General features: G+C 70.2%; 22 protein-coding genes, 1 tRNA gene and 1 pseudogene. 16 read left to right on the top strand and 8 right to left on the bottom strand.

All coding sequences use genetic code 11. The features are described 5' to 3' along the window. Nucleotides 1-28: 28 nt before the first annotated feature. From Raf01_RS36385 to Raf01_RS36360, 6 genes are read left to right on the top strand one after another with little or no spacing between them, the layout of a single operon-like run. Complete coding sequence (locus Raf01_RS36385; RefSeq protein ID WP_203922649.1) at nucleotides 29-667, top strand: hypothetical protein; 639 nt, start codon at nucleotides 29-31, stop codon at nucleotides 665-667. After that, on the top strand, nucleotides 660-1,730 hold the full coding sequence (locus tag Raf01_RS36380) for a peptidoglycan-binding protein (protein ID WP_203922648.1): 1,071 nt from the start codon (nucleotides 660-662) through the stop codon (nucleotides 1,728-1,730). The genes Raf01_RS36385 and Raf01_RS36380 overlap by 8 nt, the downstream gene beginning before the upstream one ends. Further along, nucleotides 1,727-2,392 carry an ABC transporter ATP-binding protein gene (locus Raf01_RS36375; RefSeq protein WP_203922647.1) on the top strand — a complete coding sequence of 222 codons (666 nt, stop codon included), beginning with the start codon at nucleotides 1,727-1,729 and terminating at the stop codon, nucleotides 2,390-2,392. The genes Raf01_RS36380 and Raf01_RS36375 overlap by 4 nt, the downstream gene beginning before the upstream one ends. A gap of 11 nt (nucleotides 2,393-2,403) precedes the next feature. After that, nucleotides 2,404-3,579, top strand: a complete 1,176-nt coding sequence (locus tag Raf01_RS36370) for an ABC transporter permease (protein WP_203922712.1) — start codon at nucleotides 2,404-2,406, stop codon at nucleotides 3,577-3,579. Nucleotides 3,580-3,588: 9 nt separating this feature from the next. Then, the gene (locus tag Raf01_RS36365) at nucleotides 3,589-5,070 is read left to right on the top strand and encodes a HAMP domain-containing sensor histidine kinase (RefSeq protein WP_203922646.1); all 1,482 of its coding nucleotides are present in this window, start codon (nucleotides 3,589-3,591) and stop codon (nucleotides 5,068-5,070) included. Then, nucleotides 5,067-5,714: a response regulator gene (locus tag Raf01_RS36360; protein WP_203922645.1), complete on the top strand. Its 648-nt coding sequence runs from the start codon at nucleotides 5,067-5,069 to the stop codon at nucleotides 5,712-5,714. Before Raf01_RS36365 ends, Raf01_RS36360 begins: the two co-directional genes overlap by 4 nt. Nucleotides 5,715-5,760: 46 nt before the next feature. Here the strand turns inward: Raf01_RS36360 and Raf01_RS36355 are convergent, their stop codons facing one another. Beyond that, nucleotides 5,761-6,201, bottom strand: a complete 441-nt coding sequence (locus Raf01_RS36355; RefSeq protein WP_203922644.1) for a nuclear transport factor 2 family protein — start codon at nucleotides 6,199-6,201, stop codon at nucleotides 5,761-5,763. A 93-nt stretch (nucleotides 6,202-6,294) separates the two neighbouring features. Here Raf01_RS36355 and Raf01_RS36350 point away from each other — a divergent pair, with 93 nt between their 5' ends. Further along, on the top strand, nucleotides 6,295-6,864 hold the full coding sequence (locus tag Raf01_RS36350) for a TetR/AcrR family transcriptional regulator (protein ID WP_203922643.1): 570 nt from the start codon (nucleotides 6,295-6,297) through the stop codon (nucleotides 6,862-6,864). A 129-nt stretch (nucleotides 6,865-6,993) separates the two neighbouring features. Here Raf01_RS36350 and Raf01_RS36345 read toward each other — a convergent pair whose 3' ends face one another. Then, a complete protein-coding gene (locus tag Raf01_RS36345; RefSeq protein WP_203922642.1) occupies nucleotides 6,994-7,599 on the bottom strand; it encodes a TetR/AcrR family transcriptional regulator in 606 nt (201 codons plus the stop codon). Between the two features lie 101 nt (nucleotides 7,600-7,700). On the opposite strand from Raf01_RS36345, the gene Raf01_RS36340 reads away from it, so the two are divergent. Both Raf01_RS36340 and Raf01_RS36335 read left to right on the top strand, forming a co-directional pair. After that, nucleotides 7,701-8,471 (top strand): SDR family NAD(P)-dependent oxidoreductase, encoded by a 771-nt coding sequence (locus tag Raf01_RS36340; protein WP_203922641.1) that lies wholly within the window; start codon nucleotides 7,701-7,703, stop codon nucleotides 8,469-8,471. A 105-nt stretch (nucleotides 8,472-8,576) separates the two neighbouring features. Continuing rightward, nucleotides 8,577-8,653, top strand: a tRNA-Pro gene (locus Raf01_RS36335). Between the two features lie 101 nt (nucleotides 8,654-8,754). Here the strand turns inward: Raf01_RS36335 and Raf01_RS36330 are convergent. The 4 genes from Raf01_RS36330 to Raf01_RS36315 are packed head-to-tail and all read right to left on the bottom strand — an operon-like array spanning nucleotide 8,755 to nucleotide 13,052. After that, entirely contained in the window at nucleotides 8,755-10,281 is a 1,527-nt protein-coding gene (locus tag Raf01_RS36330) for a tyrosine-type recombinase/integrase (RefSeq protein ID WP_203922640.1), read from the bottom strand. Nucleotides 10,282-10,305: 24 nt separating this feature from the next. Further along, complete coding sequence (locus Raf01_RS36325; protein ID WP_203922639.1) at nucleotides 10,306-10,629, bottom strand: helix-turn-helix domain-containing protein; 324 nt, start codon at nucleotides 10,627-10,629, stop codon at nucleotides 10,306-10,308. A 54-nt stretch (nucleotides 10,630-10,683) separates the two neighbouring features. After that, complete coding sequence (locus tag Raf01_RS36320; protein WP_239134244.1) at nucleotides 10,684-12,231, bottom strand: replication initiator; 1,548 nt, start codon at nucleotides 12,229-12,231, stop codon at nucleotides 10,684-10,686. Continuing rightward, nucleotides 12,228-13,052 (bottom strand): hypothetical protein, encoded by an 825-nt coding sequence (locus Raf01_RS36315; protein WP_203922638.1) that lies wholly within the window; start codon nucleotides 13,050-13,052, stop codon nucleotides 12,228-12,230. Before Raf01_RS36315 ends, Raf01_RS36320 begins: the two co-directional genes overlap by 4 nt. Nucleotides 13,053-13,283: 231 nt before the next feature. Between Raf01_RS36315 and Raf01_RS36310 the strand changes: the two genes are divergently transcribed. After that, a complete protein-coding gene (locus tag Raf01_RS36310; RefSeq protein ID WP_203922637.1) occupies nucleotides 13,284-14,336 on the top strand; it encodes a transcriptional regulator in 1,053 nt (350 codons plus the stop codon). Between the two features lie 207 nt (nucleotides 14,337-14,543). On the opposite strand, the gene Raf01_RS36305 is transcribed toward Raf01_RS36310, so the two are convergent. Then, nucleotides 14,544-15,326, bottom strand: a complete 783-nt coding sequence (locus tag Raf01_RS36305; protein ID WP_203922636.1) for a hypothetical protein — start codon at nucleotides 15,324-15,326, stop codon at nucleotides 14,544-14,546. A gap of 123 nt (nucleotides 15,327-15,449) precedes the next feature. Beyond that, the gene (locus Raf01_RS36300; RefSeq protein ID WP_203922635.1) at nucleotides 15,450-16,289 is read right to left on the bottom strand and encodes a hypothetical protein; all 840 of its coding nucleotides are present in this window, start codon (nucleotides 16,287-16,289) and stop codon (nucleotides 15,450-15,452) included. An 811-nt stretch (nucleotides 16,290-17,100) separates the two neighbouring features. Between Raf01_RS36300 and Raf01_RS36295 the strand changes: the two genes are divergently transcribed. The 6 genes and pseudogenes from Raf01_RS36295 to Raf01_RS36270 all read left to right on the top strand — a co-directional run bounded on the left by Raf01_RS36295 (nucleotide 17,101) and on the right by Raf01_RS36270 (nucleotide 24,018). Then, a complete protein-coding gene (locus Raf01_RS36295) occupies nucleotides 17,101-17,352 on the top strand; it encodes a hypothetical protein (RefSeq protein WP_203922634.1) in 252 nt (83 codons plus the stop codon). A gap of 324 nt (nucleotides 17,353-17,676) precedes the next feature. Continuing rightward, nucleotides 17,677-17,841, top strand: a complete 165-nt coding sequence (locus Raf01_RS36290) for a hypothetical protein (RefSeq protein ID WP_203922633.1) — start codon at nucleotides 17,677-17,679, stop codon at nucleotides 17,839-17,841. Next, nucleotides 17,832-18,047 (top strand): annotated as a pseudogene (locus Raf01_RS36285) (IS110 family transposase); the annotation flags it as partial. The gene Raf01_RS36290 and the pseudogene Raf01_RS36285, both read left to right, overlap by 10 nt. Before the next feature lie 267 nt (nucleotides 18,048-18,314). Further along, complete coding sequence (locus tag Raf01_RS36280) at nucleotides 18,315-21,194, top strand: helix-turn-helix transcriptional regulator (RefSeq protein ID WP_239134243.1); 2,880 nt, start codon at nucleotides 18,315-18,317, stop codon at nucleotides 21,192-21,194. Nucleotides 21,195-21,311: 117 nt separating this feature from the next. Then, entirely contained in the window at nucleotides 21,312-21,464 is a 153-nt protein-coding gene (locus Raf01_RS36275) for a hypothetical protein (RefSeq protein WP_203922632.1), read from the top strand. 22 nt (nucleotides 21,465-21,486) lie between these two features. Further along, nucleotides 21,487-24,018: a carboxypeptidase regulatory-like domain-containing protein gene (locus Raf01_RS36270; protein ID WP_203922631.1), complete on the top strand. Its 2,532-nt coding sequence runs from the start codon at nucleotides 21,487-21,489 to the stop codon at nucleotides 24,016-24,018. Nucleotides 24,019-24,169 lie beyond the last annotated feature (151 nt).

Here is a 24,169-nt window from a genome sequence, read left to right as displayed (position 1 = left end):
GGTCGCATTCCGTCGAAGAGGATGGTCAGTGCCCGACGACGGAATCGCCCGGTTGCGCATCACACCACCCCCAGATGGGGGAGAGGCGCTCGCTCCGCGCGGTGAGGTGTTCGACGCCCGCCGCGTCGAGGCTGTACCCATGTCACACTCCATCCGGATGGCCGCGATCGCGGCCACGGTCGCTGTTGTTCTCACCGGTACGGCTTGCTCCGCCGGCCCGTCCCGGTCCGCCCAGGCGGCCGCGAAACGGCAGGACCCGAATGTCGCGCCGGACGACATCACGCGGATGATCAATTGCTACCGTGCGCACGGTCTGCCGAACTACCCGGACCCGACCTACGACCCCGGCGACGGGCAGTGGCATTTGCCGAATCAACGCCCCGCCCTGACCACCGCGATCCGCCAGGCATGCGCCTCGGTGATGCCCGAAGCCACGCCGGCATCCCCGATTCCCACCGCACAACTGGCCGACCTGCTCAACTTCGCCAAGTGCGTCCGCGCGCACGGGGTGCCGGACTGGCCCGACCCGGGCGTGGACGGCACCTTCCGATCCGACAACGTGCTGGACGTCAAGCGTGACCCGGGTACCCGGGCGGCGGTCGAGGCGTGCCAGCAGTACCTCGGCAGTTCCGGAGGCAATATCAGCGTGGGGCAGCCCAATGGCTGACTGGCGGCGTGGTGGCTACGCCGCCCTGGGAGTGCTGGCGGTGGCCGGCACCGGCTGGTTCGCGCTGCACCGGGCGGCGCCGCGGGTACCCGCGTCCGGTCTGTCTGCGACCGGGCTCGCGACGGTTGTGCGTACCGACGTCACCGTCCGGGACCTCGTGGGCGGCACCCTCGGATACTCCGACCAGGGTGTGGTCGTCGCCGCCACGTCCGGGACGCTGACCTGGATTCCGGCTGTGGGGACGATGGTCGCGGCGGATCAGCGACTGTACGAAGTGGACGGTCGACCGGTCAGGTTGTGGACCGGCGCCCGACCGGCCTGGCGCGACTTCGCCCCCGGCATGGCCGACGGGCCGGACGTCCGGCAACTGGAGCGCTGCCTGGCCGCCCTCGGTTACGGCGCCGGCCTCACCGTCGACGACCACTTCTCCGCTGCCACGGGCACGGCGATCCGGCGCTGGCAGCACGCTCACGGATTGCCCCGTACCGGGGTGATCAGACTCGGCGAGGTGGTCTTCCGTCCCGCACCGGTACGCGTCGGCACCGTGCCCGCCGCGCTGGGCGCACCGGTCTCGCCGGGCACCCCGATCCTCACCGTGACGGCGACCACGACGGCTGTCACGGTCGACCTCGACCCCGATAAGCAGGGCGCGGTGCATCCCGGCGACCGGGTCAGTGTCAGCCTGCCCGGCACCGCGGGTACGGCCGGCGGTCGGGTGGCGACGGTCGGCGCCGCGGTCCCGTCGGGCACCGACGCGGCCGGCGGGTCGGCACCCGTGGGCACGACCGTGGTGATTCCGGTGGTCATCCGGCTCGATTCCCCCGCCGGTGCGGGGATCGGGCCGGTGCAGGTGGCCATCACCACCGCGCAGGACCGGGGGGTACTGGCGATACCGATCGACGCGCTGCTCGGCGCGCCCGGTGGTGGGTTCGAGGTGGCGGTCCACGACCGGTGCCGGCGCCGGCTTGTGGGGGTCAGGACCGAGCTGTTCGACGAATCCGACGGGCTGGTCGAGATCGAGGGCTTACCGGAGGGAACTCCCGTGGAGGTACCGGCGTCATGATCGTGGAGCTTCGCGACGTTCACAAGACCTACCCCGGAACCCCACCGGTGCATTCACTGCGCGGGGTGAACCTTTCTGTCGAGCCCGGTGAGCGCGTCGCGGTCGTCGGCGCATCCGGTTCGGGAAAGTCGACGCTGCTGAATCTGATGGCCGGGTTGGACCGGCCCAGCGGCGGCCAGGTGCGCATCGCCGGTGTCGACATCGGCAGCCTCAACGACCGCGAGTTGTCCGGCGTGCGGGCCTACCACATCGGTGTGGTCTTCCAACACTTCCACCTGATGGAGTCGCTGCCCGCCGTGGAGAACGTCGCCGCGGGGCTGCTCTACCGGGGCGTGGCCGCGCGGGCACGCCGCGAGTACAGCTATGCGGCGCTGGCCCGGGTCGGCCTTTCGCACCGGCGCGACCAGCGGCCGGGAAAGCTGTCCGGCGGTGAACGCCAGCGGGTGGCCATCGCCCGGGCCATCGTCGGGCGGCCCACTCTGCTGCTGGCCGACGAACCGACCGGCAATCTCGACTCCGCCACCGGCGCCGAAGTCATGACGCTGCTGCACGAACTGGCTCGGGAGGGCTGCACCCTGGTCGTGGTCACCCACGATCGGCGGGTGGCCGGCACGCTCGACCGGCGCATCGAGGTACGCGACGGTCAGGTGATCGCGCCGTGAACCGCTCCCGGATGCGCCCGGCCGACCTGCTGCCGACCGCCACCCTCGGGCTGCGGGCCCGGCCCTGGCGTTCCGCGCTGTCCGCGCTGGGGATCGCGATCGGCGTGGCCGCCATCGTCGCCGTACTGGGCATCACTCAGTCCAGCAAGGCGCAACTGCTGGCGCAGATCGACCGGCTCGGTACGAACCTGCTCATCGTGAGCAACGGCCACTCGGTGGAAGGCGACGAGGTCGAACTGCCACCCAGCGCGTCGGCCAGCATCGGGCACCTGCCGGGGGTGCGGGCCGTCTCGGCCACTGCGGAACTGCCGGGAAGGCACGTCTACCGCAGCGATCAGATCCCGGCGGCGCAGACCGGCGGGCTCGCGGTCCGCGCCGCCGACGTGCGTCTACTTTCCACATTGGACGGAAGCCTCGGCGCCGGGCGCTTCCTCGACAACGCGCTGAGCGACTACCCCTCCGTCGTTCTCGGCGCACAGTGCGCCGCCGCGCTGGGGTTCGACCGGCTGGACCGCCCGACCCGGATCTGGCTCGGCGGGCATTGGTTCACCGTCGTCGGCATCCTGCGCCCGCTGGCCCTGGCTCCGGAAATCGACCGGTCCGCGCTGATCGGCTTCGGTGTCGCCGGTCAGCTGTTCGGCTACGACGGCCGGCCCAGCCGGATCTACGTGCGCACGGACGTAACCGCGGTCAGCACCGTCCACGCCGTGCTGGGCGCCACCGCTGATCCGGCCGATCCGAGCCAGGTCGCGGTCAGCCGGCCGTCGGACGCGCTGACCTTCCGGGCCGCCGCGGCCGGCGCCCTGAACTCCCTGTTTCTCGGGCTCGGCGGCGTCGCGCTGCTCGTCGGCGCGATCGGCATCGCCAACGTCATGGTGATCGCCGTACTGGAACGGCGGATCGAGATCGGGCTACGCCGCGCGCTGGGTGCCGCCCGTACCCATGTGGCGGCACAGTTCCTCGCCGAGGCACTGGCGCTGTCCCTGCTCGGCGCCGTCGCCGGCCTGGCTGTCGGGTTCGCGGTCGTCGGCGCGGTCGCCCGCGCCCACGGGTGGGCCGTGGCGATGCCCGCAACGGCGCCACTGGTCGCCGGTGCGGGCGCCGTCGCCGTCGGCGCACTGGCTGGGCTGTACCCGGCGCTGCGGGCCGCGCGGCTGTCACCCACCGACGCGCTGCGCGCCGGTTAGCCTTGACCGATGGGACTGTGGGTCCGCACAGCCGTCTCGTACGTGCTGGTCACCCTCGCCGCGGTGCTGCTGGTCGAAGCCGTACTCATCGGCTTCTACGCCCCCCGGCTGGTCAGCGACAAGGTGAACGAAGAGGGTGTGCTGGCCGACCTGCGAAGCGACATCCAGGCGACCGCGCTGAAACTGTCAGTCCGGATCAGTGCGGGCAACGGCGCCGGGCAGCCGGCCACTATCCCGGCGGCCATGCCGGGCGCCGCACCGCGCCCGGCAACCGACGGCCCGGTCCGGCTACTGCCGGAGCACGCGGGTCCCTGCACCGCCGCGGCAACCAACCACCTGTACCTGCTGGTGGGCGCCGACGGCACGGTGCTGGAATCCTCGGCGGCGCGGTGCGTGCCCACCGGGCGGCCTCTGCCCACGATCAGCGAGGGCCACGACGCGGCAGCCGGCGCGAGCGGGATCGGGCCCGGCGTGAACGGCGACCGCGTGGCATGGGCGTTGTCACCCGTCGTCGCGGCACCGCCGGGTTCCCTCGACGCGGCGGCGACCCCGGCCGACCTGACCGGGATCGCGGGGGCGCACCAGGTCGCGACGCTGTACGAGCAGCAGCCGATCACGGCCGGACACCACGGCCGGCCGAGCGACGCGCGCTCCCTGCTCACCCCGGGACTGGTGGTGCTCGCCGGCGCGGTACCGGTCGGCCTGCTGTTCGGCTACGTCAGCATGCGCCGCCCGGTACGCCGGCTGCACCGCCTCGCGACCACCACCCAGGCGCTGGCCGACGGCGACCTGGACCGGCGGGTACACGTCACCGGCCGCGACGAGCTGTCCCGGCTGGAAGCCGACGTCAACCGCATGGCCGAGCGGCTGTCCGCCTCCATCGACCGTGAACGGACCCTGGCCGACAGCCGCGCCCGGACCACCGAACGCGCCCGCATCGCCCGGGACCTGCACGACTCGGTCTCCCAGGACCTCTTCTCACTGCGCCTGCTCGCCAGCGGCATCGCCCGCGCCCTACCCGACGACTCGCCGCTGCGCACCCAGTTGCGGCAACTGGCGAGCACCGCCGACACCGCCACCCACCAGATGCAGGCCATGCTCCTGCAACTGCGCCCCACCGCATCCGCCGAGCACGGACTGCCCACCGCCCTGCGGCAGCTGGCCGAGACCTACCGCCAGCGGGTCGGCATCACCGTGCACACCCACCTCGACGACGTCGAGCTCGACCCCGTCCACGAACACGCGTTGCTGCGCATCGCGCAGGAAGCCTTCGCCAACGCCGTGCGCCACGGCGACCCGACCGACCTGACACTGACCCTCACCGGCGACGTGCTGCGCGTCCACGACAGCGGCCATGGCTTCGATCCCGGCGCACCCAGGCTCGGCATGGGGCTCACGCTCATGCGCGAACGCGCCGCCGAGATCGGCGCCCGCCTGGCCGTGGTCAGCTCACCGGGCGCCGGGACAACCATCGAGGTCCACCGGGCATGATCCGTCTGCTGATCGTCGACGACCACACCGTCGTACGCCAGAGCCTGTCGTTCTTCTGCGCCCAGGAGCCGGACATCGACGTCGTCGGCCAGAGCGCCTCCGGCGCGCTTGCAGTCTCCATGGCCCGTGCCGCCCAGCCCGACGTGGTCCTACTCGACCTGTTCCTGCCCGACCGCGACGGCATCGAAGTGCTGGCCGAGATCCGGCAGGCCAGCCCCGGTTCCCGGGTCGTGATGCTCACCTCCTCGCCCGAGGACGGCCACCTCATCGCCGCGATCGACGCCGGAGCGACCTCGTACCTACTCAAAATCAGCGAGATCACCGAGGTGCTCAGCACCGTCCGCGCCGCCGCCCGCGGCGAAAGCGTGCTGCCGCCCACGGCCACCGCCAAACTGCTCAACGCCGTCCGCCAGCGCCGGGAGCGCAATGACTCCCACGACCGCCTCACCCCGCGCGAACTCGACGTGCTCGCCGCACTGGCCCGTGGCCAGACCAACCGCGAGATCGCCCGCGGTCTGCTCATCGGTGAAGAGACGGTGAAGTCCCACGTATCCAGCATCCTGGGCAAGCTCGGACTGGCCGACCGCACCCAGGCGGCCCTCTACGCCCTGCGCCGCAGCCTGAACCGGACGCAGGACACCTGAGCTCGCCTCGACAGGCCGTCGGCGCCGATCCGCACCTGGTGCTGCGTCAGGAGTTCGCGGTCAACGCGGCCAGCAGGTCGGGCACCCGTCCGAGCGCCCGGGCACCGGCGATCGGATCGCTGTAGTCCCGGGTGTGCACGATGCGCCCGTCGCGGATCGTCATCACCATCAGGAACCGCAGGGCGAACGGCTCGCCCGAGGCGACCAGCTGGCCGTGCAGTTCGTACTCGACGACGACCACCTCCGGGTCGGCGGTCTCGTGGATCCGCACGCCCGCCAGGTCCGTGTAGCGCCGCACCGCCGCGCCGGCCGCGAACCGGGCGCGCAGCTGCTCCCGGGTCGTCTCGATGCGCTCCGGATACAGCGGTGCCACCGCAAACGGCATCTCGATGACGACCTCGTCGGCGTAGAAGTCGGCGAGATCGCCGGGTTGTCCGCTCACCGTCGTGCGCAGGAACTGTTCGACGAGGTCTCGTGGTGTCGTCATGCCGGCCCTTTCGTAGAATCGGAGAGTGCGCCCCGGTTAGAGCGTACCGGAGAGTGCGCCCCGTTTACAGGCGGGGCCTGGAAGGAGTGGATCGTGGCCGAACGGACCGTCCGCGCCGACGCGCGACGCAACCGAGCCGTGCTGCTGCAGGCGGCGGCCGAAGCGTTCGCCACCGGTGGACTCGGCGTACCGCTCGACGAGATCGCCCGGCGGGCCGGCGTGGGGGCCGGCACGCTGTACCGGCACTTCCCGACCAAGGAGGCGCTGTTCGAGGCCGTCGTCCACGACCGCATGCAGAACCTGATCGAGGCCGCCCAGGCGCTACGGAAGGCCGACGACGCCGGCCCCGCCCTGTTCGAACTCCTCGACCGCCTGGTGGCCGAGGCCGGGCCGAAGAAGGACCTGGTGGACGCCCTGGTCGGCGCGCAGGTCGACGTCCACGCCAGGCTCGGCGGAATGGGTGCGCAGCTGCGCGAGGAGATCCAGCACCTGCTGACAGCGGCCCAGCGTCAGCACGCGGTACGCGCGGACATCACCGTCGGCGACCTGATGGCCCTGATCTCCGGGCTGCTGCTCGCCCTGCACGGCAACGGAAACCACCACGCGGCAGATCCGCAGCGGATGCTGGCGGTACTGCGAGATGGGCTCTCGGCGGTCCGGTAGCTCGCGGGCGGCCTGGTCCTTTTCGGGCGGCCAAGCCGTCGCGGTCTCCCGTCGAAGGACGCGGCCCGCAGCGTGGCCAAACGCCTCGTCGAGGGCCGCGGTCAGTGGCTCGGTTCAGCGGGGTCGTGTTTAGGCGGCCGAGTCGCGGAGCGTGGCCAGCGCCCCGTCGAGCGCCGCTGCCAGCGGCTCGATCGAGCACATCGTCTGGGTGAGCAGCAGGCCGCCCTGCAGCGACGCGAAGACCGACAGCGCCAGGCGCTCCGGGTCGGCGTCGGCGCGCAGCAGGCCCGATTCGCGCATGCGTTCCGCGCCGGCCTGCAGGTACCCCCGCCATTTGTTCAGATGCTCGGCCACGTCGGCGGCCCGCGCCGGGTCGTTGCCCATCAGCTCGCCGGCCAGTGACCCGATCGGGCATCCCCAGTGCGGTTGCGAGCCGTAGTGCGCGATGACGGAGTCCCGCCAGCCCTGCCACGCCTCCCAGGTGTCCAGCGTGTCGAGGTACGGCCGCTGCGCCTGGAGCACCCGCTCGGCCTGGAACGCCGCGATCGCGCCGACGAGCTCGCTCTTGCCGCCGGGGAAGTAGTGGAACAGCTGGCTCTTGCTGGTCGCCGTCCCCGCGCGGATGTCGTCCAGGCTCGTGCCGCCGACCCCGCGAGCCAGGATCAGGTCGGCCGCCGCCTCCACGATGCGCTCACGGGTCGCCGCCCCCTTGGGCGTGAGCTTCGTCGCGGTCATGACCCCCATGGTACCGGCGCTGGACCGACCGGTCCAATCCTGTGTTAGCTTTCTGGACCGATGGGTCCAATGATTCTTCGAGATCAACTGAGAGGCACAGCATGGGTACACGACTAGCCGGCAAGACCGCCCTGGTGACCGGCGCCACCAGCAACATCGGCCGGGCCATCGCGGTCGCCTACGGCGCCGAGGGCGCCCACGTCGTCGTCTCCGGCCGCGACCAGCGGCGAGGCGCCGAGGTCATCGCCGAGATCGTCGCGGCCGGCGGCCGAGCCGACTTCGTGGCAGCGGCGCTGGACGGCTCGGCAAAAGCATCCGGCGACCTGGCGGCCGAGGCCACCAGGATTCTCGGCGGGCGCATTGACGTCCTGGTCAACAACGCCGGCATCTACCCCGGCTCGTCAACTGTCTCGACCGACGAGACGACCTTCGACACGGTGTACGCGGTCAACGTCAAGGCGCCCTACTTCCTCACCGCGGCAATCGCACCCGGCATGGCGGAGCGCGGCAGTGGTGTGATCATCAACTTGGGCTCCTGGATCGCCCGCCTCGGCATCCCGATCGGCTCCCTGTACAGCTCGACCAAGGGCGCGGTGGAGACACTGACCCGGGCCTGGGCGGCCGAGTACGGCCCGGCCGGGGTACGCGTCAACGCGATCTCGCCGGGCGTGATCCTCACGCCGGACATGTCGGCGAACGAGGACCACCCGGCGCAGGTGATGATGCGCGGCACGCCGGCGGGCGGCAGCGGCTCGCCGGACGCGATCGCGCACGCGGCGGTGTACCTGGCCAGCGAAGAGTCGAGGTTCGTGCAGGGCACGGTGATCGATGTGGACGGCGGCCGGGTCGGGGTCGCGGTGATCGCCGGCTGAGGTTTGTCCGGGCGCGTGCCCATGTGGTGGGAAGGGCGGGGCGGGGCCGGTACGGAGGTGCGCTACGCTGTACCGGCCGCCAACGGTGAATGCCGTACGCGGTGACGGGACGTGGCGCAGCTTGGTAGCGCACTTGACTGGGGGTCAAGGGGTCGTGGGTTCAAATCCCGCCGTCCCGACCAGGAAAATCGCAGGTCAGGGCAGGTCTCCCCGCTAGGGGTACCGGCCCTGTTCCCGTTTCCGGGGACCACGGGGAGAATCTCGGGAGAAGATCTTGGGAGGTTCACTCTCCCACCTTCCGGGCGCGCTCTCGCAGCAGCCGATCCAGCACGGCGACCGGGGAGTGGGGCGACAGCGCGCGGCGGGCGTCCAGCGCGGTGTGCCACAGCCCGGTGAGCCCGTCGAGGAGCTGCGCCCGCATGTCCGCCGTGACGTGTGAGTACCGGGCCTGAACCGACCCGTCCTCGTGTCCCATGCGCTCGTCCGCCAGCTTGGCCGGTATGCCGAGTCCGTCCATCAGCGTCTTTTGCGTGTGCCGCAGCCCATGCGGGGTCAAGCCGGGCGCGATCGGCGCCCAGCAGGCTTCCGCCCGGCCGGCCGCGTTGCGACCGCGCACCGGGATGCCAGGCCACGGGACGGCCAGCAGCGGTACCGGCCGGGCCGGCTGGGGCGCCTTGGCTGGGTACCAGCCGGTCACCGCCGGTTGGAACAGCCAGGTTGCGAAGCCGTTGCGTCGCCAGTGCGGCGCCGGCTGTCCGGGGGCACCGCCGGGTACGTAGCCCAGCTCGCCTGCCGCCAACTCCACTCGGACCCGGGTCGCTTCGGGCACGGAGCCTGGGTGGTTGAACACCGCCGAGACGGTGCCGGTCGACAGCCCGGCCCGCCGCGCGACGTCGACCAGCTTCGGGCCGGCCCGGCGGGCGGCACCGTTGGCCGACCCGTTGCCCCGGAACGCGTACGTCTGGCCGTGGCAGGCACACGCGGCCGGTTCCGTCCGGCGAATGTGATCGGTCAACAGCGCGGCCAACCAGTCGGGCAGGTCGATCGTGCGGCGTGACTCGTCCTTGGGCGGGCAGCGGAGGAGTTTGCCGTTGTCGAGTTCGTAGAGTTGCCACTCCACCCGGACCGCCGCCGGCCGGACGTAGCCAACCTCCAGGCCGACGACCTCACCCCAGCGCATCCCGGTGAACCCCATCAGCACGACCGCCACGAACTCGTCATCGCGGCCGGACAGCAGCGCGGCCCGTTCGGCGATGAGCAGCACCCCGAACGCGGTCGTGACGGCCTTTTCCGGGCCGCGTCGCTGGGATCGGCCCACCCGCTTGCCCCGGCCGCGCCGCCGGGCCGCCGGGTTGGACTCCCTCAGCTTCTCTTCGACCGCATCGGCCAGGATCAGGTGCAGCACCTTCCGCCGACCGCTGATGCTCGACTCGGCATAGCCGGCCGCCCGCTGCTGCTTCTCCCACGCGGTCACATCTGCCTTCAAAATGTCGGCCATCGCCATGTCCTGGAACTTGGGCAACAGGTGTTCCTCGATGTGGTGGCGGTAGATCTGCATCGTGGACGGCGCGAGATCCTGCGCGGCGTACCAGCGGTTGGCGTAGTCGCTGAACAGGATGCGGCCATCGGCCGGGTTGCGGTGTGAGCCGGCCCGTACCTTGGCCTCTTCCGCGTCGGCGGCTTGCTGCGCCTCCCGCTTGGTGCGGAAGCGGATCGTGCCACCGGCCGCGTCCTTGACGGTGCCGTACTTGCCGGGCGCGAGCTTGTACCGGCCGCGCCAGTACCCGTCGCGCTTCTCGGGGAATCCCATCGTGTGTTGCTTCCTCTCGTTCGGTCAGGCCGCAGTCTGTGCGGCTGCACGTACGCGGCGGGGTTGCCGCGCGACGAGCTGGACGACCGGGGCGCCGTCCGCGTCGGCCGGTGGGCGGGACTCGCGTCGGGGCGCCGCCGGGGTAGCTGGGTCCGTCGCCGGAACCTCGAACAGCCGCGCGATCTGCGTGACGTGCTCGTCGGTGAATCGGTAGCTTCCGCCGATCCAGCAGAACGGGATGCGGCGCTGGCGGGCTTGTTGTTTGACCCACCATTCCGAGCAGTGCAGGATCTCAGCCACGTCAGCGGCCCGGTGAAACGCCGGGTGTGCCGGGGTGGGGCCGGTCATGGTGTGCGTGTTCCTCTCCGGTTCGGTGTCAAGGTGGGTTTGACAGTGTTTTGGTCAGGCGGCCAGGGTGGCTAGCTCGGCCTGGGCGGCTTGCTGGTGCTCGCGTGCGAGGGCTGCGGAGGTGTTGGCGAGCATGGCGTCTGCGGTGGTGTGCCAGCCGGCGCCGACGAACTGGAGAAAGTTGACGACCAGCGTCGTGGACTGTTCGGGCACGGCCTCGTCACGGCCCGGACCGCCGGATTCGGTGCGGCGGAACACGATGCGCTGATCCCGCAGGAACCCGAAGCTGACGGAGTAGGTGCGGGACTTGGTGAAGAAGTGGCCGCCGAAGCCGAGCATGTGCGCCCACCGGATCAGCCGCCGCCACTCCTGTGGCCGACCTAGCGCCCAGCAGGCCGCGACCAGCCGCTGCGCGTGCGTGCCCTGGGTGTTGGCGAACAGGTCGATCGTGTCGGGGGTCAGCCGGCCGGCGACCATCCCGGCCGCCTCGGTCGACTTGGTGGCGTACTTGGCCAAGTACGCCGCGACCGCCGCGTCCGTGACCTCACCGTCGACACCGGTCGGAACCTTGGCGATGATCTTTGTGAGGATCTGGTCACCCCAGCCGATGCGCCACCCGTCCGGGTTGATCCAATGCGGCTTCGTGGTGAACTCCGTGCCGGCCGCGTGGTCGACCGCGTCGACCAGGTCCTGCGCGGTGAACCCGGGCGGGGGCGGCAGGATCGTCCGGTCGCCGCGGTCGTCGGGATTGGCGCCATCCAGACGGATGATGGCGTGGAAGTGGACGACGCCCCGGCGCTGCATCTCGGCCGCCTTGCCCATCGCCAGCCGGATCGATTTCGGCTCGATGCCCCGGGCACGGGCGAGCCGGTTCATGTACTTGCGGATGGCCTCGGTGGTGCGCCGCCACAACTCGCCGGCCAGCACGTTCCAGACCACCTGCGCCGGGTAGTCGTAGCAGTCCGGGCACAGCGGAGCACCCAGCAAGGTATCGATGTCGGCGTGGCGGGCGAAGCACGCCAGCGGTCGGCCGTGCGGACACCTCGGGTTGTTCCGGCGGGCGTGGCACGGCTCCGGCCGGCAGTCACAGTCCTTGCGCTTGGTGCAGGTGTGGCGCCTGACGTACCGGGTGTGGACCTCACCGAAGCTGGGGGCGGTGAACGTCGGGAACACCGCCGGATGCGCCGAGACGGACTCGGGGACGCCCTTGCCGCCGACCAGGCCGGCCCGCACGATCTGGTACGCGTCGCGCTTGTACCGGGCCGAGCACGAGGGGCACAGCGCCTCCCGGCGGTTGCCGCACGGCTTGTAGATCACCCCGTCCGGCAGGTCGGCGGTGTCCACCGTGGACAACAGCCGACCGGTCTCCGCCTCGATCGTGGACATGGTGCCGTGCAGCCGGATCGGCCGGGCGCACGCCGACGCGGCCCGGACATGCCGCACCCAGGCAGGGAAGTCCGCGCGGGCAGCTCGGGCCAAGGCTTGGCGGTGCGTGTCGGTGGAGCGGGCTAGCAGGGACAGGGTCAGCGAGTCTGGCTCGGCGCACGGGGCCGTACCCGAAGCAGAGGCTTCGGGTACGACGGTCAGCGTCGAGACAGTCACCGGGTCGCCTCGGTGCGACGGCCGTTGACGGTCGGAACAGGTTCGGTTCGGTTGGACTCCATGGCCGCCAGGAGCTGGGCGGCTTGCTCGGAGGACACCTGGAGCCGCACGGCGAGCGTGCCGCGAGGGATCGGCGTTCCGTGCTCGGTGCGGTACTGCCGGGCCACGTCCCGTGCTCGGGTCAGCAGCGCCGGGGAGACGATCGGCAGTGCCAGTTGTGCAGCGCCAGGCTCGGTGACATGCATGTCGGTGGCGGGCGGTGCCAACTGTGCGGGCGTCGTCGTCGGCGTGTTGGGCCGGGTCGGGGTCGGGCGGGCATCCGGGCCGGGCCGGTGGGCCGGTACCGGGCGCAGGATCGACGGGGGCGGGGTGATCCGGGCCGCCACCTGGTTGGGGGTCGGGATGTCCGGGTCAGCCGGTACCGGGGTCGGTTCCGGCGTCACCTCCGGCACGGGTGCCGGGGTGGGGTCGGGAGCCGCAGGCGTCGTCGGCTGCGGGTCGGCGGTAGGTACGGTCTCGTCCACGGTGGACGGGCCGGTGTTGTTGGTGTTAGTGCTCTCTCGGCGGATCAGGGCACGCATGTGCACGGCCAGACCGGCGAACGTCGGGGGCAGAGCACCCACGATCGCGGCCAGGACCACGCGCCAGACCGCCCGGTCGGTCGACATGATGAATAGCAGGTGGTACGCCGACTGGGCGAGGATGCCGATGCCGGCGGCACCGTAGGTGTTGTGCTTGGCGAAGTTGGCCACGGTGGCGGGTACTGGTGACATCCACAGCACCAGGGCCACGACCACGTAGCCGTCCACCGCGACCGGCATCAGCCAGGCGAGCCGGGCAGTGACGCCGAATGCGGACAGCTTCGCGGTGAACCCGGCCAGCTCGGCCAGGGCGATCTAGGTCGACGCGGACAGCCCGAACGAGGCCGCCAGCACCGCCCACGACACCCACGAGGCAAGACGGGGCTCACCGGTCATTGAGGGCTGCGATCCCAGGTCGAGCGAGGCGTCAGGCCCGTCGACCGCCTGTCGGTCCTCCAGAAGGTCGCAGACGTGCTCAGCGTCTCCGTCGCCGAACTTCGCGGCGCAGAAGACGACGCCGATGCTGTCGATGAGCGGTCCGAGGACTTCGAGCTGCTACGACTGATGCTCACCGGACATCCGGCCATCTGGACGGTACTCACGGGCGAGCATTCTCAGGTCACAGAGCAACAGCTCAACGAACTACGCGAACGTCATGAGCAGGTCTGGTCGATGGTGCACGCCAGCCGCTACAGCGAACTCGCTCCTATCCTGCGGAGCCTGATCTCTGATCTGGAAGCCGCGGTTCGCGGAGTTGCCTCCGATGACCTTCGTCGAAGCGCCCGAGAGCTGCTAACGGACACCTACCAGGCGACGGCGGCGATCCTGGCCAAGCTTGCCGAGACGGACGCGGCATGGGTCGCCGCCGACCGGGCGGCATTCATCGCGGAGACGATCGGCGCCCCGCTTGCCGTCGCGGCCAGCCTGTTCCGGATGGCGCACACCTTCCTCAGCCTCAGCCAGGTCACGCAGGCGCAGGAGGTAGCCAAGGCAGCGGTAGCCGCCTTGGAGACCCGCATCAGCAATCAGCCTGAGTCGGAAGCACTGTCGCTCTACGGAGGCTTCCAACTCATCCTCGCGGTCTCAGCGGCACGCGACAACGCCCGCGCGCAAGCATACGAACACCTCGCCACCGCGCGGACCATCGCCGAACGCATCGGAGGCGACCGCAACGACTACGGCACCGAGTTCGGACCAACGAACGTCACGATCCACGCCGTAGCCATCGCCGTGGAACTCGGCGACGCCGGTCAGGCGCTTGACCTCGCCCAGGAGGTCGACGCGTCTCAACTGTCGCCGGAGCGGCAAGCTCGGTATCTGATCGACCTCTCGCAGGCTCAGGCTATGCGGCGGCAGATTGGCGAGGCGCTGCACTCGCTCCAAGAGGCTGAGCGGCTGACCCCGGAGCAGACCCGCACCCACCGCATCGCCCGCGCCGTCACCCGCGACCTGATCCAGCTCTCCGGACTGCACCCCAGGCCCGAGCTACGCGAGCTGGCCGAGCGCTTCGGCGTGCTGCCATAGGGGCTGCCGTGCAAGATTCCTGAGCAGAAAGTTCAACGGACGGCCCTCGGTTGCAGCCGAGGGCCGTTCAACGTTCGGCACCGCCGATCTCGCGAGGCATTGAGTCGTGAAGCCAGGCGTTTAACATGCGGCCGGACCGACGGTGCCGAGCACGCCAGGTCGCCGCTCCGTATCCCCCTGTCTTGGCTTGACCATGCGGAGGGCCAGTTACGCGTAGGGGCTGCGCGAACGCTGATCGAGGAGGTCCCACGCTAACCGAGTCATGTCGAACGCAAAGGACGCTGCGTACAGCAGCATTTCAACGTTCGCCGATATCCGTAGGTGCGCCACGCCGGGCGGCGCGCCCGGCAGCTCGACGCGCTCCAGAGCGTTGAAGGTCGTCCAGAAGTCGCCGTGCGCGATGCCGCTGCATATCTTCCAGGTCATGCAGGTGGTCACCTCGCCGATAGCTGTTTGGCCGCCTGCGACTCGAACGATCTCTTCATAGGTAACCCGCTTGACCGCCGACCCCTCGTCGATACCTTCGCGTCGAGCGATCCCGCGTAGGTCGTCGAGTCGGTCGTCTTTAGTCCTCGGTCCTACGTGACCGACGAGTTCCTTGACCTTCTCACCGTTCCGGATGTCCGACGCAGCAAAGCGCAGACGGCGGGTGATGCGGTCGGCCCGGGACGGTGGGGCAAGCATCCACACGGCGGCGCTGGCATTTTCTAGCGCCACGCGGACCAAGGAGTAGGGCGAATACATGTGGATGACTCGGGCATCACGCAGCACGGTGCGCAGCATGTGCAGGTGGTCGACTGAATGGCTCAGGGAGTGCCACACCACCTGGCTGGTTTCGTAGGGGTGCGTTCGACTGTCGTCGCCGTGCAGGGAACTGCTCGGCGAAACCCCGGTCGCAGGGCTTGCAGGGTCGATGCGTCGAAGCCACGGCTCTATCTGTTCCAGCATGGCAATCAGTTGTTCGTACGGCGGTCGCTCGCGTTCCTGCACGAATGAACGGTACGCGCAGCCAAGATCAAGGGCTACAGATTTCAACCCGCACACCGGGCTCGGCACCCCATGCGCCAGCGGGGAAGGAGGTCCGGCCAGGGGTACGGCAGAGTCGGCAGACACTCAACCCGGAAGCGGATCAGTGCGGTAGCGAAGGTGGGCCGCGACAGCTCGACTTACGACAGCGACAGTCCGATCAGCAAGGTGACACAGCAGCAGCAAGTCAACCGGAATCATGAACTTGTCGGTATCGAAGCCATCAAGGTCTGCTTCTGTCGCACCGCGAATCATCGCCCATTCAAAGCCATGGGCGTGCCCAGACAGGAACCTGTACAGCCACTCGGGCTGGCTCGCTGCGGGGGTCGGTTGGTCGTAGCGGTTGAAGAGGTCGACCATGGGCGGCACGTTGACCGTCAGCCGTTCCACGCCCTTTGCATCGGTAGTCACGTAGCCGGCTGCGCGCGCGCCGTTGAACAGCCGCTGGTGTAGGGCCGTGGCGTTCGCGGAATCGCCGGTCATACCCACGGCTGCTTGGAACTTGCGCACCTCCCGCAGGCTACGCAGTTGCGCCGCGTAGCCCCGACCGATGCGCTCAGCGCTGCTGGCGTCGGAATCAAGCAGCCAAAGGGTCAGCAACGCGGGCTCATACGCGGCGCGGGCAAGCGTGTAGGGCGAGAAGGTACGCAGCGGGAACCTATTCAGGTCCCCGGCGATGAGTTGGTGCCAGGTACATAGGTGGTCGAGCGCGCCTACAACGGCGATGGAGGCCGTCCTAAATGCGGATGCGGCATTCCCGACCGACTCGTCAGCGCGCAGGCGGGACTGGGCATGCACCGGCAACCGGTGCTGCGCCACGAAGTTGTCTTCCAGCTCTACGGCGGGGGCCAGGATGTCCAGCAGCCGTTGCCCTAGAACAGGGTCGATAGGAAGCGTCGTCGAGAGATCAATGGACGGATCGGCCAACTAGGTCGCCTCCAACAGCCACAGAAGCGCGATCGTGGAACATCCTAATGCCAGCTAGGTTGTCGTGCGATACGCCGACGATTGGCCATGAGGGCTTGCGGCCCCAATCGTCGATCGGGCGTCGCAATCGTAGGCGAGCGGCGGATCGATCTGGCGATCGGTGCACCGCTGGCCGCCCTCGTACGCCTTGCAGATGTACACCGCATGACCCCCGCAGCGGCAGTCGATCCAGCCACGGTCGAACGCGGCGTACGGCTCCCCTGGCCGGTCATAGGCGTGACCCCGCTGGCAGGTCGATGGTTCGTCCCCAACCAGCTCTCGCCGCTGCTCGTACGGGAACGCCAGGACCGCCGGGTCGGCCCGGCACGCCGCCAGCAGAGCCCGCAGCTCGGACGGGCTGGTCACTCGGTGCTCGTGAACCTCTGTCTTCGGCCAGGCACCGGGCACCGCTCGGCGCACCCGCACCAGCCAGGCAGGTTGCCACCGCCGCATGCCTGCCGATCGTACATATGTACGACACCGGGCCGCTGCCGATCCGGGTGAGAACTTTCCATACGTCTTCAAGGCGGGCCGCAAGCGGCCCGCTGGCGCGGTTCCGGGGCACGGTGCGCGCCTATGCCTCCGGCCCCGGCGCGCACCGACCCCGGACCGCGCCGGCCGACAGCGGGCACCACGAAGCCCAGCGTCTGTCGACATTGGACAGCGCTGGGCTCGGGGCGGAGATTCGTGGACGGCTGACGCTACCCTGGCCGCACCTTGACCGGCCCGCGTTCGGCTAGCCCGTGGACCGGCGCCGACCAGCGACAGATCGGTGGCCATCGTGACGTTTTCGGAACTTGCCGACCGACTTGTCGGGGGAGTGATGGGTCTCGGATGGTTTCTTGCGTGCGTGGCGGTGGGCTGGAACTACAGCAAGATCAGTCGGTCGCGCCGGGAGCAGCTGTTCAGTGGTGTCGACATGCTCTCCGTCGGCCGTAGGAACCCGTGGCTCTTCTACATGTTGTCCGTGCTGGGCCTTCTCTTCGTGGTTATCGCGATCGCGGCTCCCTCCGGCACCAAATGACCCGTCAATCCCGCGCAACTCCGCTGTCGCCGGCCTTCGCACCGATGCCCGGTAGAGGCCGCGCAGCACGCCGGCCTCACCGCTGTGGTGTCTCAGTTGCCGCTGATCGAGTGGTCGGCCAGTGCCTCCGGCGGGTAGGGCCTCCGGCCCTACGACCCGGATCAAGCCTCCGGCGGCCAGGACTGCTCGCCCTGGACCCCGGCGCTCCGGGAAGCTCCGACGTCGGCTCACCAATGACGCACCAAAGGCAACCAGACCGCGCCCGGCCGGTCCAGGTCGTACGTCCGGTAGGGCGCTCCACCTGGACCGTTTGAAGCCGCCGGAGTGTGGATCACGGCCGACGCGCTGATCCCCGCCCGGCCCCGCCTGTCGGCGGTGCTGGCCGTGTGGAGCACCACCACCCTGCCCGCACCGGCCGCCCCGATCGGCCGCCCGCGGCCAATGCCGCGGTGGCTGTCCCGGCTGCTCGACCCCGGGCTGATGCCCTGATGACCCAGGCGTTCACGGCGCCGCGCAACTCGCCCGGCGCCCGCGCCTACTACGACCGGCAACGCGCCCGCGGCGCCAGCCACAACGCCGCCCTGCGCCAACTGGCCAACCGCCTCGTCGGCATCCTCCACGGATGCCTCAAAACCGGCACCCTCTACAACGAGACGACCGCCTGGTCTCACCACCTCAACGAGGCCGCCGCTTGACACTCAAGTTCCTGGGATGGTCTGAGCGGAGTACGACCTACCACGATGGTTGGAGGTGATGCCTGATTATTGCGCTCAGCGTCCATCCGGTAAACAATCGATCGCGGGCATGATCGTCAATCACTTCCGCGCTCGTGCCGGCGACAGGTGGTCGACCGGGTGCGCAACCGGGCGGGCGTGGCGGCGTTGTGGACGGGTGTTGCGTTGGGGAGCGAGGGTGTTGCGCCGTCAGTCTGTCATGGCCGGGCCGGGGATGAGTCGTGGGCGGTGTCTGCACCACGGTTTGTCGGGCGGGGCCGGGAGTTGGCCGGGTTGGCTCGGGCGCTGGCCGCGCCGCCGGCACTGGTACTGATCGAGGGCGAGGCGGGCATCGGGAAAACCCGGCTGCTGCAGGAGTTCCTGACTGCTCGGGAAACCCGCGGTCGGGTACTGGTGGCGAGCGCGCCGCCGGTTCGCCGTCCGTACACGCTCGCTTGCGTCGTTGACGCGGTGCGCCAGTCTACCGACGGGATCGCCGGGCTGGGGCTGACCGGGCTCGCTGGTGCGCTGCGCCCGCTGTTCCCGGAGTGGGTGGCGGACCTGCCGTCGGCCCCTGAGCCGGCAGAGGACGCGCTCGCCGGACGGCACCGGCTGTTCCGGGCGTTGGCCGAGCTGATCGGCCGCCTCGAGGTCGACGTGCTCGTGGTGGAGGACGTGCACTGGGCCGACGAGGCCACGCTGGAGTTCCTATTGTTTCTGGCCGCGGCGCGGCCAGCGCGGTTGAGCCTGGTCGTGAGCTATCGGCCGGAGGATGTGTCGCCAGATTCGCTGCTGCTGCGGCTGTCGTCGCGTCCGCCGCCGGGAATGACGTTGCTGCGGCTCGGCGTCGGGCCGCTGGACGTCGCGGAGACCGCCGAGCTCGTGTCGTCGATGCTCGCAGACGGGCACGTCTCTTCGGCATTCGCCGCTCTGCTGCACGAACGCACCGAGGGCGTACCGCTCGCGGTGGAGGAGTCCGTGCGGTTGCTGCACGATCGTGCCGACCTGGTGCGCCGCGGCGATGAGTGGGTGCGCCACAGCCTCGCCGACATCAGAGTGCCGCCGACGGTGCGCGACGCGGTGCTGGAGCGTGTGCGCCGGCTGCGCCCCGGAGTGCAGGCCGTGCTTCGGGCCGCGGCGGTGCTCGCCGAGGCGAGCGAGCCAGCGGCGCTGCTCGCCTGCGCCGGACTGTCGGCCGATCCGGAACGCTCCGATTGGGCCGAGGCGCTCGGCTCCGGCCTGTTGGCCGAGACCGCCGCCGGGCTGGTGGGCTACCGCCATGTGCTGGCCAGTCGGGCTGTTTACGAGTCGATGCCGGTATCCGAACGGCGTGCATTGCATTTGCGGGCGGGCACCGCCCTCGAATCGTCGCCGCAACCGCCGATGGCGCGGCTGGCCTGGCAGTTCCGCGAGGCGGGCGACACTGAGCGGTGGTGCAGGTACGCCGAGTTGGCCGCCGAGGCGGCGCTGGTGGCCGGCGACGACCTGGCCGCAGTCACCATGCTGCACGATCTGTTGACCACCGCCGATCTGCCGCCCGCGAAGGTGCTGGCGCTGATGGAGCGGTTGCCGCTGGCCCCGCTGACCGGTGCCGACCGGATCGGCCAACTGGTGCGGGTACTTCGCGACGCCATCTCGTCCACGGCCCTGACCCCGAACGAGGCCGCCCGGCTGCGCTTCCAGCTCGGGATGCTATTGGACATGGCGGCCGAGTTCGGCGCCAGTCGCGCCGAACTGGAGGCGGCCATCCCGCACCTGCGCGCTGGGTCCCCGGAGTCAGCTCGGGCCATGTTGCTGCTCGGGTGGGCGCGCGGTGCCCCTTGGCGCCGGCAGGTGCATCTGCAGTGGCTGCACCGGGCCGCGCAGGCGATCCCGCTGCTTCCCCCGGCCGCCCGACCCGGTGCGACCGGTTCCCGGGCCACGGGCCTGCTGCTGCTGGGTGAGGAGGAGGGCTGGGCGGCGGCCGGTGAGGTGCCGGATGACACCGACACCCGGGTACAGCGCCGCAACGTGGTGCTGCGTGACCTCAACGTCGGTGACCTGGCCGTGAGGTGGGGCCGGTACGTGGAGGCCAGGATCCGGCTCGACCGGGCCTACGAACTGACCGGACGCCACCAGTACCTGCGCTGGCGGGTAGGCGTGGCGGTCACCCTCGCCCATCTCGACTGGTGTGTCGGCAACTGGTCGGGCCTGGCGGAACGGGCCGACGCGCTGACTCAGGACGAATCGGTTCTGGCGATGGACCGCCTGGAGAGTGAGCTGGTGTCGGGCCTGCTGGCCACTGCGGCGGGACGCGACGTCGACGCCGCCTTGCTTCGCCTGCTTGGCGAGTGGCGCCAGCGCGGTGCGACGGACTGCCTGATGGAACCGGCTGCCGCGCTGGCCCGTTCGTGGCTGGCCAACGGCCGGATCGATGATGCGTTGGGCGTGACCGAGGAGCCGGTCGCCATCGTGACCCACAAGGAGATCTGGCTGTGGGCGACCGATGTGGTGCCGGCCCGGGTGGACGCGCTGGTCGCCAGCGGTCGGCTCGGCGAAGCCGCCGCCGTGGTGGGCGCGTTCGAGCGCGGTCTGCGGGGCCGGGACATGCCCGCGCCAGCGGCGGGCCTGGCCCTGTGCCGGGCCATCCTCACGCAGGGCGACGAAGCCGCTGAGCGGGCCACGAATCTGTTCGCCCGCGCCGCCGAGGCATGGCAGGCTCTGCCCCGCCCATACGATGCGCTGCTCGCCCGCGAGCGACAGGCGCGATGCCTGCTCACCGCCGGCCGGCCCGATGCTGGGCTGGCTCTGTTGGGCGAGGTGTGCCGTGGGCTGGCCGACCTCGGCGCGTCCGGCGACGCCGAGCGGGTTGCCCGGTTTATGCGCGACCATGGGCACACGCCGCCACCGACGTGGCGGGGTGGGCGGCGCGGCTATGGCGATCAGCTCTCCCCGCGCGAGCTCGACGTCGTACGTCTCGTCATCGCCGGCCGCACCAGCCGGGAGATCGCGGCGCTGCTGCACCGCTCACCGAAGACGGTGACCACGCAGATCAACTCCGCCATGCGCAAGTTCCATGTGTCCTCCCGCACGGCGCTCGCGGTCAGCGCCATCGAGGCCGGCGTGACCGCCGACGGTTCGGCTGAATAATCACCCGGCGCGTCCGGGTGGCGTTCTTTCGGTTATCTGGCCGATCGAAACACTCCGGATCGACGCTCGACACTGGGTGTGCCCGCCACGCGAATCCTCCCGAAAGGCTAGACATCTATGCCCATCTACCTCCCAAACCCCGAATCCGTCGACGAGGAGGGAGTAGACCCGCATGTACCGCTGGCTGGATCGGATGGCGACGCCGACGCCGACCGTGCCGGTACGGACGGCGCGGGCGCTACGACCGGCGATGAGTACGAACCACTCTGACCGCACCGACAGAGGAGGCTTCATGAGGATGCCGACAACGCTTGTTGTCGCCTCGGTCATCGGGGTGACGCTGTTCACGGTCACCACTGCCGTGGCCAAACCGATGGCCGGGACGCCGACAGCGACCGACCAGTCCGCGCACTACACCCGTTCAGCGTGCAACCAACCGGCGAAGAGGGGCCACGCCCGTTGCTACGCGACGGTGTGGACACCGGGCACGGACCACCAGATCAGGCCCAACGCCGACGCACCTCCGGCCGGCGCTCTCGGCCCGGCCGACATCCAGTCGGCGTACCACCTGCCGAATGCGGGCGGCGGTCAGACGGTCGCGATCGTCGACGCGTTCGGCAACTCCCACGCGGAGGCCGACCTGGCGACGTTCCGCTCGCACTACGGGTTGCCGCCGTGCACGAGCGCGAACGGCTGCCTGCGGATCGTCAACCAGCAGGGCAACGCCAGCCCACTGCCGCCCGACGACGCGGGCTGGGCGCTGGAGACCACGCTCGACCTTGACGCCGTCTCCTCCGCCTGCCCCAACTGCAACATCCTGCTGGTACAGGGCGACGACAACGGCGATGACTCGCTCGGCGCATCGGTGGACACCGCGGTGTCGCTCGGCGCGAAGTACGTTTCGAACTCCTACGGCGTGGCCGGCGAGGAACCGGACCAGGTGAACTTCGACCACTACTACAGCCACCCGGGCGTGGCCGTCACGGTCTCGGCCGGTGACGCCGGCGACGTGCAGAGCTGGCCAGCCACCAATCCCGACGTGATCGCGGTCGGCGGCACCCGGCTCACCAAAGCCACGTCGACCACGCGTGGCTGGAACGAGTCCGCCTGGTCGGACGGCGGGTCCGGCTGCTCGCTTTACGAGCCGCAACCGGCCTACCAGGACCGCATCGACACCACGTGCGGTGACTATCGCGCCACCGCCGACATCTCCGCCGACGCGGACCCGGCGTCCGGGCTCGCGGTCTTCGACACCCTCGGTCAGAGCGGCTGGCTCCAGGTCGGCGGCACCAGCCTGTCCTCGCCGCTGGTGGCGAGCATGTACGCACTGGCGGGTCAGCCGTCGGCCGGCGTCCTGCCCGTTTCCTACCTCTACGACCCGTCCAAGTCCGGCGACTTCTTCGACATCACGACCGGCAAGAACGGCACCTGCGGCAACCTGCTGTGCACGGCCGGCCCCGGCTGGGACGGACCGACCGGACTCGGTTCACCCAACGGCGTCGACGCCCTGGTACAGGGCCCGCACGGCGACATCGCCGGCCAGGTCACCGACGCGGCCACCGGCCAACCCATCGCCGGCGCCAAGGTGACGACCTCGGCGGGCTACGTCACCCGATCAGATGCCCAGGGTCACTACGACCTGAGCGTTGTGCCCGGCTCGTACGACGTGAGCGTGAGTGCGTTCCGGTACCCAGCGGTCACCCACTCCGCCACGGCCACCAACGGGCAGACCACGACGCTCGACTTCGCGCTGACCAGCGTGCCGAGCGCGAGCGTTTCCGGCGCGGTCACCGATGGCTCTGGGCACGGCTGGCCGCTCTACGCGGAGATCACGATCGACGGCTACCCGGCCGGGCCGATATTCACCGACCCCAGCACCGGTGCCTACAGTGTCCAACTGCCGCAGGGCGGCGACTACATCCTCCGCGTCGCTCCGATGTACGGCGGCTACCTGGCGCAGCAGACGCGGGTTCACGTCGGTACCGCCGATCTGCGGCAGGACTTCAGAACCAAGGTCGATGAGACCACGTGCAACGCGCCCGGCTACGGATGGAACGGGCTCAACACGACGTTCACCCGCTGGACCGGCGACACCGCTGCGGACGGCTGGTCGGTGAGCGGTGGCACCGCGTCATGGCGGTTCGACGACCCCGGCAACCGCCCGGCGCCTCCCGGGGGTGACGACCGGTTCGCGATCGCGGACTCGGCCTTCTATGGGTCGGCCGGCCTCGGCACGGCACTGACGTCACCGGCGATCGATCTGAGCCAGCAGGCTCATCCGGTGCTGTCGTTCGACGGCTCCTACTACGCGGCCACACGCGGCACGGTCGCCGAGGTCGCGCTGAGCACCGATGGCGGTCACCGCTGGGCATCGGTGTGGAAACACACCACCACCAACGCCATCGGGCACGTAGAACTCCAGATACCCCAGGCGGCGGGCAAGTCCGGCGTGCGGGTCAGGTTCGGCTTCGCCGGCAAGGGCGGCTGGTGGTGGGCGGTGGACAACGTCTCCGTCGGTACCCATGAGTGCGTACCGACCTCCGGCGGACTGCTGATCGGCACCGTCACCGACAAGGCCACCGGCAAAGGCATCGACGGCGCCACCGTGACCAGCGCGGCCGGCCTCGACGCCACCGGGACCGCGAGCGCCACGCAAGACAACGCCATTCGCGACGGCTTCTACTACCTGTTCACCCCCCAGGCCGGAAGCCAGCAGGTCACTGCCACCGCCACCGGATACGTGTCCGATATGGCCAGTGTCGACGTGGCCACCGACCAGGTCACCCGGCACGACTGGGCGCTGACCGCAAAGGGAGGCAACTGATGAACGGCCGCCGACCCACTGCCGAGTGTCCACGCCACGATCCGGCACCGACGAGGAAGGCCCCGACAAGGAGAGCAGAAGTGTCACATCGAGGCGGAATCCCAGTCCCTCGCGGACATCGTGCCGCCCGCAGGGCCGCCACCGCATTGCT

The sequence above is a fragment of the Rugosimonospora africana genome (assembly GCF_016862975.1).
Taxonomy (GTDB): domain Bacteria; phylum Actinomycetota; class Actinomycetes; order Mycobacteriales; family Micromonosporaceae; genus Rugosimonospora; species Rugosimonospora africana.
The sequence above is the reverse complement of the archived record's forward strand: the minus strand, read 5'-3'. Positions and strand labels throughout refer to the sequence as shown.